Source organism: Lacticaseibacillus jixiensis (assembly GCF_042847315.1).
In the GTDB taxonomy this organism is placed as follows: domain Bacteria; phylum Bacillota; class Bacilli; order Lactobacillales; family Lactobacillaceae; genus Lacticaseibacillus; species Lacticaseibacillus jixiensis.
In genome coordinates this window covers 38,547-51,199 of sequence record NZ_BAAFPR010000022.1, presented here as the reverse complement: position 1 = coordinate 51,199, position 12,653 = coordinate 38,547, and the positions used below count along the sequence as shown (strand labels likewise).

The following is a 12,653-nucleotide window of genomic DNA, read 5'->3' as shown; positions in this document are numbered from 1 at the left end:
CAGAATCGTCGTTGGTCTGGTAACTTGAGGCACTGATTGGCAAGTTGCCTAAAGTTGATACGATGAAGAAACTCTTGGAACAAAACGAGCCCGGCGTCATTTGAAAGTTGACCGCCGTCGGCGGTCACAGTCACATTGGTATTGCATTGCAGGGATAAGCTGGTTAAAGTTGAGATGGTGTGAAGCCTCGCTTTCGTGATGGTTTTTGTCGACTTAACCTTAGCATATAGGCGCACCCAATGGGTGAAACACCAAAGCAGCGCAGTCCCGTGTGAATCATGGGATTGCGCTGCTTTTTTGAAATTCTATGAATAATCCAGGATGGTTTATCTAGCTGGATGTGTGGCCTATTGAACAAACACACTCGTCGAAATATATTATACCAAATGACTGTTGGCTATACGCGATAAACCGCGATATTACGGCAATTGTATTAGATTATTTCGGCAATCGTCAAAACCCAAAACTTACCCGTTGCAGCGTTTACAATATTCAGGCATACTTATATTCAACTACTTAAACAATAAGGATGCCGCAAATGCAAATTTATACACTGCCTGCACTTGAACGATCACAGGTCTGGACGCAACTTACACCTAAACAAAAAGAAGTCTTCAATACCTATACAATGGCCCGCGTTAGCTCCGAATTGCTGACACGATCATTTCAAATGTCCAGTAAATGGCGACTAATTAGCGTGAACATCGACTACGGATGGGAAATGCGCAAAAAAACCGGCAATCATCATGGCTACCAGTACTGTGAGTGCGGTCGCAAGTTAAAATATCAATTCGAGCTTGAATCAGTAATAAATCCTAAGCAACACTTGCTACTGGGATCGACACATTTTGCTGAATATGCAGGTATTCCGTTAGCAATTGCTCTAGAAATTCAAGATCATGTCAACGAAATTCAGATCTACATGGACGAGATTCTATACCGATACAAACGCGGCGAACGATTCCCCCAAGACAGTTACAACTTTGCGATTCGACACCAACTGGTAGATCCAACGAGCCATTTTGGGACAAAACTAGCCGATTTTCAACAATCCGACTTGCCATTATTTCATACTGACAAAAACCATTTGTTGTCACTGAATGCAAGCTTTAAGCAGATAACGGCTACAACGCACAAAAATGGAAATAACATGTCCGTGATAAAAGCCGGGATGCCAAAACCAAAGACGACGCTCTCAGATGAGGAAAAAACGCATATCGACCTGATCAAGAACCATTTTGACGAACAGCTGGAAAAATATACGTCGAGGACAGCCAAACGCGGCCGAGAAGAGCGTTACAAAATCAAGCATGTTGGCGGCCACATCCTCGACCTGACGAACTCGGATCCGAACTTGGCTAAGTCCCATGATTATGATAAACAATGGCTATATGTTTACAACGCATTCAACACAACACGAAGTATCAATGTCCGTGGTAAAAGGGGTACCCACAAGAAATCTCCTGATTTTATCGCGTTACGCGTGATTCTCCGATTAGAAGCAAAGCTGTGGGTTCCAAAATTGCGAAAACAAGATGTCCTATCAAAAAAGCAAGCGACAACGCTTATTAGGCGACTTCTTATGATGCAGGCTACCATTTTAGGAGATAACCCTGAGAAGACGAACACCTTACAGACTTTAGAATCGATCACCAGAAGATTTCCTTCTGACACGGACTACTTCTCGCCGAGAATTAGCTTACCCATCATTGATCTGTATTCGACCATTTCCGTGCAAATGGTAGGGACTCAAGATGCAATACGTGAACCCCTCGATAAGCTGTTCCGGCAACTACCGTCAGTTTAATAGTAAAAGGCGCCCCCACCGACCACAGAACTACCGTCAGTTTAATAGTAAAAGGCGCCCCCACCGACCACAGGTGGAGACGTCTTTTTTTTCTAACTATGCTTGCGTTTGTATGTCATGGCAAAGCCGCTGATAGCTAATGCAATTAGCCCAACCAAGCCGATTGATGCTTTTGAAATAGAGCCAGATTTTGGATAGTACCCCATAACATAAGCGTCATTGGTCGGGATTATTTTTTTGTTACTCGCCCGGAATTTCAGACGGCGCACGTTGTTCCGGAGTCTTCACGGCGCTATGCTCCGGTGCAGGCTCCACACCGCTTTTTTCAGGCGATGCCGCGGCCTTGGCCGGTGAATCCTTGGCACCAGGGACACGCGCGGGCTGACCGCCGGTTGAACCCCCGCCGGCCATGGCATCCGGACCAACAAGGGCTTCTTGGAAGGCTTTTTGAGCTGCAAATCGCGCTGCGCGACGTTTGGTATTCTCTTCTTTGGCAATCTGTTCGTCGCTCACATCAGGGCATGCGCCATGTGTAACTCGGTACTGGACAGTAATTTTTGCATACTCACCTGTGGGCACAGGCCCAAGCTCGTCGGGTTTCGTAGTTAGCTTAAAAGGCCGTTTCGTCCTGCTCCATGCAACGTGCTTTGCATAAACTTGTTGATACTCCTCATCAGTAACGGGTGGTTGCCCGTGTGCATCACGAATCACGTCATAGCGCTCACGTAGAGATTTACGCTTGTCGCTCAAGACTTGCCAGCTATCTTGGCGCGTATAATACGCTATCTCTTCATCAACAGCATCACGCTCCGAATCGGGAACCTCGGTATCACGATAACGCATTTTCTCATCACGTTGTTGCTTGTGCTTGATGAGCTGCATGGCTTGTTGTGCAACTTGTGCTGCACGCTCACGGGCTCTGGCAAGACCTTCTTCAAAACTATGAAGTGCAGTTTTTAGTTTTGCAGTAACCTGCTTTGCTGGCGCAATCAACTTTGAGAAGGCAGATCTGTGTTCTGGAGCTGGCCAATGAGCTTTTCTAGCGTGTCCGCTTGAGAAGACATCTGCTCCAAGACCGACTTTGCGTCTTCCACGGTCTGGTTCAACAGCGGGCCATACGTCATCATCTGCTTGATCTCCGCGTCCAGCGGTTCGAACCGATCCAGTGCTTGTCTGAGTGAGCTGATGGTCGTCTGAGCGCCAGTCCGGATCATTGCCAGCCGATCGATATCCTGGCTCAGACCGACGCTCTGCCCGTCCAGCTCCTTGATCAGACCCTCGCGCTGTGTCCGTAAGTGTTGTGTCAGGGTCTTGATGTCGTCTAGTCTGAGTTTGTTGGCGATCTCGGTCTGCACGCTCTTGCTCATCGCTTGCCTCAATTGCGGCTGCGATAGTGAGTGGTTCACCGTCTTCTGAATCGTTGACTGGATCTTCTCCGTCATCGCCTCGGAGTTCAATTGATCCATCACTTGCGCTGTAATCAGTTTCGTCATGGCCGGGCTCTTGAGCAACTGGGTCGTCACTTGGGTCACGATCTGAGTCAATTGTGTTTTGTTGAGGTGCACTGTCGGCAACGGCTCGCTCGATGATTCGTTCTGCAAGGTCTTGCTGTCTGAGTCGATTTTTTGCTTGTAACTCATAGTTTCGCTCCTTTTTCTTCAAGTATGTGTTCATCGTCTCGGCCCAGAAATCCACACCGAGTGCAGTCTCCTTGGCACGGAACGTTGTGTACGACCGCTTAGGCTTGCCCGTCTTGGGATCGATGATCCGCTGACCACGCTTGCTGATGCGATCTTTACCAGTAGTGGTATCCGTCACAACATACGTGACATGCTTATCCTTACCGGTTTTCATCGTGATGGTGTAGCCATCTTCGTCGACTTTACCAAGGAATTCTTGCAAGTCTTCCATAGAAGTAATATCATCAGCCATCATCGCGTCGTCGATACGGCTCTTTACATATAGCCTAGTGTTCCACTGGCCGTTAGCCTTGGCGCGCTCCTCGCGACCGGTTACACGATCATCAGAGTAAACCGAATGCTTGTAATCGAAATTGTAATTATAATCACCGACTTGGCATTCGCTATCGTTGAGCTCTTTAAGCTTCTCAAGCACGCCGCCACGCTCAAAATGGATTTTTTTGCCAGTGGACATGAGCGTCTTGTTGGTGACGCCATGCACGTGAACATGATGCGTTTTACCATCGACTTGCGCAACCAGCAAAGTCTGATTGTCTGGAAAGGCCATCGCCAAAAGATGTTTGGCGTACAACAAGGACTTTCGGATATCGGCGGCTCGTAGTGCAGAGGACTCGCCAAGATCGAAAGACAAAATCGTGATCAAGCCCTGATTTTTGGCTTTGACCTGGCCGTACATCTTATTCAAGTCGTTCATTTCCTGCAACGCGTAAGCTGGATCGCAATTAATACCTTCTATAAAAATAGCGCGCGAGCCTTTGGCTGACTCAATGACTTCAGGGTCAGCGTGATGCTCAATCAACCAGTCAACCGTGTCGTTTTTAAGCTTCTTGCGCTTGACGTATCGAACGACCCGCGCAAGTGAGTCCGTATTTTGTGGTAGTGCCCATACGGCCATAGTGATCACATTCTTTCAAAAAAAGCGATAAATCACCCTTAATCCTTGGAAACCGGTTTTGTATCGCCATTCGTCATCAAAAAATGTTTCAATTGCAAGTATCCTTCACGCATTTCTTCAAAACCGGCAATGAGCTGTTCTTGCGTGGCGGCATCAATGGGGCCTCGAGCGTATTGCAATGAGTTGATGGCATGCGCCAGTTGGCGCGAATCGCCTTGCAAGTGGCTAATTTGCAAAGCTAGACGATTACGCTCAGCGGCCGTTAGCAGTGGCTGTTGGAGGTGCACACCGCGTGCTTTCGCCTTTACATAAGCACCCAAACTCAGTCCATAAAGTTCCGCATTTGCCTCCAAAACCGCCCTGTCCGCGGCATCAATCCGAATCGTGATCCGCTTACCAGGCAGTACAGCATGCGTACCGGGCTTTGGGAGAGCCCCTAAAGGCATTTCCACGCGGTCAGTGCGCCAACAGTGATTAAAACCCTCAAGACTAAAAGGAAGATGTTCACGCCTTGGCTTTGCCGGGGTGCTCACCACACTAACCACTTTAATTTCACTAACAGCTTTGTCAGTTGTCTGTTCATCTAAAACGTCCACATTAAACACTTCCAATTCAAAATCTTTCGTGACAAGCACTTCACTTGGCAAACATCAAATTCCAAATCACAGTACAGCGTAAGCGCTCAAATTACTCGCCCTTACACCCAAATACTCAAAAACCAATTCAAGACCTTACACATCTGCATTCATGACTTGGCGTAAGCGCTCGAATTACTCGCCCTTACACTTGTGATCAAAGAACAGTGCCAAAACATTCTCAGCATATATACTTTTTACATTTCAAATCACAGAAGTAATGTTCAAATTATTCACATTACTACTCAACAACTTCAGTATATCAGATCAACAATGACCATAAGTGGCAATCCGGCGGTGCAAAAGTCAAAAACATCCCAATACAAGTAAACACGGGTTCACTCCATCACAGCATCAGAAAAAAAGAAAAGTGAGCGAACCCGTCCCCCTGTCAGACGTTTCGCTCCGCTCACGTCCTCCGGGCGGGTCCCCAAAGACAACAGCTCGGCTCCGCCTCCCTGTTTTCTCTGGACTCTTTCGGCGATGCGCCGCTTTGCGACGTCGCCCGGCCTACCGCTCACAGCGGTTTAGGCCTCCTGGTGATCTGGCTTCACCAGATCACGCCGCCCGGAAAACCTGGGCGCTCGGGCAACCTCACCACGCGGCAAAATCGCCGCTGTAGGTGAGCTTACCCGTCAGCCTCCGTCGCTGCTCGCAAGCTCACAGCACGCCGGCTGCACGACTCAGCTGATACCGGACTTTCGCCGGTACCATCTTCATCGCTGGCAGTCAAAATGCGCCTGCCCTGAATTTCATAATTGATCACTCGAATTACTCGCGTTCAATTATGAAACCCATTAAAGTCAAAACCATCAGGGCAACCAATCAAGATTCCTTGACTGGTATGCCAACAAGGTCAAATGAAGGCATCGTCAACCATGTGACGGTGCCCCAAATGCAGAAAGAGCGGCGGTGATGTCTGCCGGTGTATCTGGCCCGTGGAAATGACAAGGTGCCAAAACCAGAAATCGAAATCTAAGCCTTGTGAGACCACGAGCGACTATCACCGGCCACTAACACCGCCTGATGAACTGCATTCGCCTCCCGTCACAGCTTCCCGGATGCCGCCTTGCGACACCGGCACGGCCAAAATAAAGAAACACAAAACACCCAAAAGCAAAACCCCAAGTGATAAAACAGTAAATTGGGTAAAACGCCAGAAAATTACGTATATTTATGCACATCAGACTAGACAAATGCTATTTACGCCAACAAAACAGCAAAACACAAATCTGGGTTTAAAGTGCAAAGTCCAAAGCACACCAAGATATACAGCAACAAAACACAAGGCAAGTCACACCAAATGCCCCACTTACCCAAATTATGAATATCATTGGAGTATTTTGCATATTTTTACATTGAAAGCACCCATTGATCGTTCTCACATAGTATAATCAGTGCTGTAAGAATAACGATTGGAGTGAATATCAGTGGATAAGCAAAAATTAGAAAAGATCGCAAAGATGTACAGTAAAGGCTATAACGAATTTGCACCAGAAGCGGATGCGGTCATCACCATCGGCAGTAAGCTAAGTCATGCCGACAAAGCCATCGATGACCTACAAAAAAAGCTCAAGAAATTCCGTAAAGATCGTGAGCCCATCAAGCGCGCCGACAAGAAAGCACGGGAAGCACTCGAAGCACGTGTCAGTAACTTTAGCATGATGCTAAAAGGTGCACGTATGGCCTTGACCAGTGAACAAGATATAAAAGACTTTAACGAGATGGTTAACGAGCACTTCCCACTAGTTACAATTAAGGATTTCGCAACACACGACTTTCAAGCCAAAACTGAAAAGTCTGAATCAGATGTTGCTTCTGATAATGCGCCGGCGGCCAATGAAGTCGCGGATACGCAAAATGTGAATACTGAAGACGACCAAGATGACCAATCAAGTGATAGCATCACTAATTCCGAGGCATCACAAGCCGACACAACTTCTGGAAATACCGCCAGTGAAGATGAAGCCGTAGATCATGCAGAATCAGATACTTCAGCACTCTCACCTAGTGAAGTTGCCAATGGCTGGACACAGCATGGCGGCGAAATCCACGATGCAGACGGTGACTTGCAACGCCTTTATGAAGAGCACCCAAAAGCTGGCACCCCACAAGCAGACGGCTATCGACTGCAAGACGGTGAGGCCTTCAATGATGACGGAAATGTCGTCGATCCATTTGGCAGCATTGTTAAAGAATAAGAGACCAACTAACTCATTTTGTTTGCGCAATCGTTGGCGAAATACCCTAATGGTATCAATTTTTTGGTATAATGAACTTAACCGCTAGTGCTTAGGCACTAATATACCGCTATCTCAATCATCAGCCAGACGCCCTGTCTGGTTTTTTTTCGCACAAAAATAGCGGCAGACCGCACTGCCGCTTTCTCAATCCCTTAATGTTCGCTTTCGTCTTGCAATAGCTTTACCAGATCTCGAGATACAAGGTACACTACCTTGAGCTTTTTCTTCTCCAGTGGATCATCAGTCTCGTCAGACAATTGATTATGAGTCAACCCTGTTCGACGTAGTCTATCAATTTTTGTATCTAGATCCATTTGACTCTGATAAGTTTGCTTTAGCTCGTCAACGCCATTTGTATCAATTGGTGCATGAAGCTTCTTGGCCGCTGAACTAATTATTTTGTCCACGGGGTCTTCATGCACCGCACTAGCAAACACCTCATCCTTAGTGCTAGAGGCGTCAGTCACAACGGGCTGTGACACTTCAGACGCCGTGTTTTTTTGTAAAGCGAGTCGATCTCGTAGCTCCTCGTACGTCTCGCCCAACCATTTTTCGATATCGTGGCCTTGCGCTTTTCGCCGCTGGATTTCTGCCAGCTTATCATCATGAGTGGTTCCCCGATGCGTCAAATCCAGCACCTTAAAGTCAAGCCACAGCTCGCCTTGCCAGTAGTCATCTGACATCTGATATCCATACCTATCCAACAAATACTTTGACCGGCCATCTTCTTCGGCCAGATGATAGACCTTAGCTTGGGCAATAAGTGTCCGAACGGTACTTTCAACCTCTTGATGAGCCATTGGATTATCGGTGCCGCGCTGTAATCGATCGCAAACGGTCTCACGCGGTAAGTCACCATAGCTCATAAAACCGATAGTTGGGTTGCCCCGAAAGACGGTCCAGATTGATAATACCGTCTCATTCATGACGGCGACAATGGAGCTAAACATGTCATCATCAAGTTGCAGACCATCCAACTTCAAAGCCTCATCATTAAATTCCGCTAACAAACGATTAAATTTCACAATTGGCGGATCTTCAACTTCACTCGGCTTGGCTTGCTCTGCTTTTTTATCTTGGACTTCAGCCATTGACACAGGCTTATCTTCTGAGGACAACTTCTCAAAGATGGACTCCTCGTCTTCTACATCTTCTTCAAAATCGTCATCGCCGATTTCAATACCACCGACCAGGGAATGCAAGAAAGCGCTGATGGCTGTTACGCTGCCCTCGCCTGTTGACTTATTGGCAGAGTCACTAATCTCTCTAAAGTTTTTGAAGCTCAGTTCTTGATCACCCAGATGCTTTAGATACGCAACGCATGCCGGCGTAGTAGTTACCCCAAGTTGTTCCCACACTTCATCATTAAAGCTGGCTGAATCAGTGAGTGGCTCAAGCGATTGGTATAAACTCCGCAGTGACTCTGATGCATCATCATCTAGCGGCTCAAGCCCTGCAAACCAATTTGTATTCTTGACTGTTGGCGACCCGCTATCATCGTTGATAATTGGGTGCAACCAGACTTCAACAACTTTGAAATCCGGCTTAAGAAAGCTGGCGAATTCCGTCCGTTTGATTGTCTTTGTCGTAAGCTTGGTAAGCCTTAAAGTCGCATTTAGCAGTGACCATGACATTGCACATGACGTGTAAAAGACGACAAGCTTTAGCCATGGAAAAGCTCGACCTCTATAAACGCGTTGACACAGTGCATCGATGTCGGCTTTCGTCATCCAAAGCTGATCCAGATTTACCAGCAGAACAGGTTCCAAATTATAACTACCAAAATCTTCAGGTTGGTTGACAACGTACGTAGTTCCTACTTGTTCCGCCAGGCGATGCGCAAAACCACGGGTAGCGGCTTCTGTAGATAGATCGTGCAATCTATCTAGCGTCGCTTTTTGTGCGGCCTGGATTCGCGTAACGCTGACCCCTTGGCCATCAAAAAGTGCGGTTCGCTCGACCTCTAAACCGACTAAAACCGAATGCGCTTGTTCTTTTGCCTCTTTGTCTTGCGCGTGAAAAACGGCAGTTTTAGCATCATCGATTTGGTCTGCAAGTTTTAAACTACGGTCTGTTTGCCTTAAAACACCACTCAAGCTATACAAACTGTCAATTGCTTTGATATTAGAGCCCGGCAGTATTGGTTCCGTTGCGTTGCTACCCGTGACATACAGTACTGGTAGGTCATCAGTGTAAGGCATGAGATTTCGTGCGTTACTTTTGATCCACCCCGCACGTTGGTGTTCAAGAACTTCACCGAGTGTTGTTTTGCCGGCTCGTAGATCTTCAAGGATAGTATCTTTCTTGGCTGATAGCTTTTCTACATATATATCAACAGCTTTTCGACATCCTTGCCAGCCAAAACCAGGGCTGGCGACGACCTCTGAATCATCATACGGCGTCTTGGCCCTATCATTACCGTGGGTTGCATAAGCCAGCATGAGTGGAAACTGCCAAGTTTTCGCGATTTGCTCATTGTGCAGACTATGTCCAGCAACACTTGAAACACTCTTTTGAACTGCTGTCACATCACACTGCAGCCAATTGGCAACCGAAGTTGGAGGATAGGCGCCATCAAGCCTAATCGCAACGTAGTAATGAGCGGGCACATCCTCGTCTAATGCGTTGATATCACGGTCATGGAGAATAAAAATCCAATCTTTGATATGACGAGCATTAACAAGTCGAGTAGTTAAGTCCTCCCGGCTAATCCCGCCTGCCTTTATATTTACGGAAAAGATACACCGCTTAAGAATTTTGCGCTTTGCCATTACGATCACCTTCAATCCGATAAAAATCAGCCGCATTTGACCTGTGTGGCTGGTCCTTGCGCCAAACGTCGTACTGCTGCCACCGATCCGCAACCAACTGCTTCACCGCATCGTCATGTAGCACACAAGCAAGAACGAAACGTACATAAATGCCCAAACTGGTCTTACGTTTCTTAGCCTCAGCTTTAAGCTTTCCATAGTCTTCGTCGTCAAGGAAGAGGTTTCTTCTAGATAGACTCATACCTGATCACCTCGTTTTCATTACACACATTATACAATTTTGACAACGACTATTGTGTATGTAATCAAAATTTTTCTCATCAAATCGCAAGAACGAATTGCAAGTGTACTCCCGTGTGCACGGCCAAAGTTGCGTATAGGGCAAAATAACTAATTATTTACCTAAATCGCAATAACGATTTACGATTACTGTTCAATGATACCACTGGTACTTCTTATACACGTATGCGTACGCGAAACCCTTGGCACCTCTGGGATACACATTTTTGGAAGCTCCCCATCGGTCCTCGTTCTTGCGATTTTTTGAGCATTCGTTATTGCGATTTGTGGTTCCCCTAAAATTACGTCTTGCACAGTACATTGCGCTATTTAGGCAAAAACGTGTGATTGCTCATTCATTCACTTTTCAAAAAATCGCAAGAACGAATTGAAAAATCGCAAGAACGAATGCTTAAAAGTGCCCAAAATCGCAAGAACAAACGGCTAAATCGCAAGAACAAACGGCTAAATCGCAAGAACAAACGCCAAAATCGCAAGAACGATTTGCAATAATCGGGCTGAAAATGAGAATGCTCACTTCTTAACATAATTTCGCTAAATTGGGTTGTGTTTTCATATTGAGCAGATACCATATTGCAAATTTCAAACTGACATATGCATAGGCTGCACAGGCTGCTACGGCGGGTAGCGGCGCTGCCGCCGGGCTACCGCCGAGACCCATACGTGTAAAGGAGGAAATGCCTATGCAAACAATCAAAGATCTAAAGTTTTACATTCAAAACTATTCTACGAGCGACTTTTTGGCCGCCGTCATCAAGCAAGATGATTCGCGGGGTATCGGACACGCGGTACCTGAGTGGACAACTGACGCCACAACGCGCCTCACCTTCACTTCCCAACAAGAGGCCATTCGCATCGCGAGCTTCATAGGCCCTACTGCCCGCGTGAAATCTACCCCGGCTGTCGTCTTGATTGCTTGACGACGCGTTTTAATCGCCAGTAACACCACATTTCCTATCCAACAGTAGGATACGCTTTTTGCCGCATTATTTCGTATCCTACTGTTGGATAGACACTTTTACTATACGAGGAGGATTTAACCATGAAAAAAGCCACATTGAGCCTTAAAGAATGCCGCGAATATTTTGCCAAGGGCATCACGGAGCCACAATCTGGTAAAGAGCTGACCGAAGCGGACGTTGCCGATCGTGATGCCCTGCAAGAATGGGCGCATAGATCCTTTGGCATCGTCTTGATGACCAGCACCAACCAAGCCACAGACCCGGCCGAGGATCTAATCGAGGTCACCTACTTCTAAGCCAAAGCCCCCAACCGCGTAAAATCACGGCTGAGGGCTTCTTTTCTGGCGTGGAGGCTATCCAACAGTAGGATACACTTTTCGCTGATGTGTTCCCTATCCAACAGTAGGATACACTTTTTGACGATGATTTCCCTATCCTACTGTTGGATAGCCTTTTCGCCGCCATTAATACGGTTAACAGCCTCCGGTAGCGTCCAGTTGCCACTGGCAGAATCAAGATAGCTGATATCCGACTTAACCTTGCGTTTGTCTTTGCTGTACGCGTTCAGTACCTTAATAAGCGCTTTTTCCTTGCCATCAACCATCAGATTACTGGAAACCAGCGGCCCGCCAAACGCAACGGCGTCGATGATCACACCGGCCTCCATTAAGTACAGCCAACGGCCACACGCGCGCACTGAGGCCTTCCCTGAGGCGTTGCAGACCTTCTGAGGGTCACTAAGCGAGGTAGCCTGCAACGTCGTAGCGGCTTCAAAACCGTCGTGCTGGAGCACCCGGAATAACCGAGCTTCATACATCAAACCGACTGTTTTGGCACCATCAACCTTGCGCGTAGCCTTTAAATACGTTTTCTCCTGGGTGTAGAGCGGCGAGTGATGCAGCCGCCGCCTAAGTGCCGGAACTGTTTCATATAGCCTTATATAGGCGTCCAAATCAGCCTTAGTGACGCGCCAACCCTGAGCACGCGATAGAAACGTACCGTGAAGTTGCGGCTTTTGCCCTTTAGGCAACTCACCATGCACGTCCGGTGTGAGTTTGATTGGTTTGTCTTCCGTCATGGATCGTCTGGTCACTTCATATGAGGTACTAATTTTGTGCTCCATGAGGTACTCGACTGCTTGCTTTAATGTTAGTTCTTCATCTGCCATAGGGCAAAACCTCCGTCCACATACTATTTCTTGCATTCTGGTGCGTCTCTTTCCAACAGTAGGAAAGACTTTTCGTTGATATTTTCCCTATCCTACTGTTGGATAGCCTTTCTCTCGATGTTGCATTTGAATTTACCGTCAAACATGTTTCCAACTGTAGAATAGGAGGTAC

At 47.1% G+C, this 12,653-nt stretch carries 9 protein-coding genes; 4 read left to right on the top strand and 5 right to left on the bottom strand.

Annotated elements, in window-relative coordinates:
• The first annotated feature begins 538 nt into the window (after positions 1–538).
• Positions 539–1,807, top strand: coding sequence for a hypothetical protein (locus ACGG90_RS11995; RefSeq protein ID WP_390409719.1), 1,269 nt, complete (start codon positions 539–541; stop codon positions 1,805–1,807).
• 240 nt (positions 1,808–2,047) lie between these two features.
• On the opposite strand, the gene ACGG90_RS11990 is transcribed toward ACGG90_RS11995, so the two are convergent.
• Together ACGG90_RS11990 and ACGG90_RS11985 are read right to left on the bottom strand one after the other, a co-directional pair.
• Positions 2,048–4,402 carry a relaxase/mobilization nuclease domain-containing protein gene (locus ACGG90_RS11990; protein ID WP_390409717.1) on the bottom strand — a complete coding sequence of 785 codons (2,355 nt, stop codon included), beginning with the start codon at positions 4,400–4,402 and terminating at the stop codon, positions 2,048–2,050.
• A gap of 38 nt (positions 4,403–4,440) precedes the next feature.
• Entirely contained in the window at positions 4,441–5,049 is a 609-nt protein-coding gene (locus ACGG90_RS11985) for a hypothetical protein (protein WP_390409715.1), read from the bottom strand.
• 1,418 nt (positions 5,050–6,467) lie between these two features.
• On the opposite strand from ACGG90_RS11985, the gene ACGG90_RS11980 reads away from it, so the two are divergent.
• Entirely contained in the window at positions 6,468–7,238 is a 771-nt protein-coding gene (locus ACGG90_RS11980) for a hypothetical protein (RefSeq protein WP_390409713.1), read from the top strand.
• Positions 7,239–7,432: 194 nt separating this feature from the next.
• On the opposite strand, the gene ACGG90_RS11975 is transcribed toward ACGG90_RS11980, so the two are convergent.
• The gene (locus tag ACGG90_RS11975; RefSeq protein WP_390409711.1) at positions 7,433–10,051 is read right to left on the bottom strand and encodes a Rep family protein; all 2,619 of its coding nucleotides are present in this window, start codon (positions 10,049–10,051) and stop codon (positions 7,433–7,435) included.
• The gene (locus tag ACGG90_RS11970; RefSeq protein ID WP_390409709.1) at positions 10,029–10,292 is read right to left on the bottom strand and encodes a hypothetical protein; all 264 of its coding nucleotides are present in this window, start codon (positions 10,290–10,292) and stop codon (positions 10,029–10,031) included. The genes ACGG90_RS11975 and ACGG90_RS11970 overlap by 23 nt, the downstream gene beginning before the upstream one ends.
• A gap of 742 nt (positions 10,293–11,034) precedes the next feature.
• Here ACGG90_RS11970 and ACGG90_RS11965 point away from each other — a divergent pair.
• Together ACGG90_RS11965 and ACGG90_RS11960 are read left to right on the top strand one after the other, a co-directional pair.
• On the top strand, positions 11,035–11,271 hold the full coding sequence (locus ACGG90_RS11965; protein ID WP_390409707.1) for a hypothetical protein: 237 nt from the start codon (positions 11,035–11,037) through the stop codon (positions 11,269–11,271).
• A gap of 122 nt (positions 11,272–11,393) precedes the next feature.
• Positions 11,394–11,609, top strand: coding sequence for a hypothetical protein (locus ACGG90_RS11960; protein ID WP_390409705.1), 216 nt, complete (start codon positions 11,394–11,396; stop codon positions 11,607–11,609).
• A 140-nt stretch (positions 11,610–11,749) separates the two neighbouring features.
• Here the strand turns inward: ACGG90_RS11960 and ACGG90_RS11955 are convergent, their stop codons facing one another.
• Positions 11,750–12,481: a hypothetical protein gene (locus tag ACGG90_RS11955; protein ID WP_390409703.1), complete on the bottom strand. Its 732-nt coding sequence runs from the start codon at positions 12,479–12,481 to the stop codon at positions 11,750–11,752.
• Positions 12,482–12,653 lie beyond the last annotated feature (172 nt).

Bases quoted from the DNA above. Each gene is read 5' to 3' on its own strand.
- ACGG90_RS11995 (WP_390409719.1), top strand. From the start codon at position 539: ATGCAAATTTATACACTGCCTGCACTTGAACGATCACAGGTCTGGACG.
- ACGG90_RS11990 (WP_390409717.1), bottom strand. From the start codon at position 4,402: ATGGCCGTATGGGCACTACCACAAAATACGGACTCACTTGCGCGGGTC.
- ACGG90_RS11975 (WP_390409711.1), bottom strand. From the start codon at position 10,051: ATGGCAAAGCGCAAAATTCTTAAGCGGTGTATCTTTTCCGTAAATATA.
- ACGG90_RS11970 (WP_390409709.1), bottom strand. From the start codon at position 10,292: ATGAGTCTATCTAGAAGAAACCTCTTCCTTGACGACGAAGACTATGGA.
- ACGG90_RS11965 (WP_390409707.1), top strand. From the start codon at position 11,035: ATGCAAACAATCAAAGATCTAAAGTTTTACATTCAAAACTATTCTACG.
- ACGG90_RS11960 (WP_390409705.1), top strand. From the start codon at position 11,394: ATGAAAAAAGCCACATTGAGCCTTAAAGAATGCCGCGAATATTTTGCC.
- ACGG90_RS11955 (WP_390409703.1), bottom strand. From the start codon at position 12,481: ATGGCAGATGAAGAACTAACATTAAAGCAAGCAGTCGAGTACCTCATG.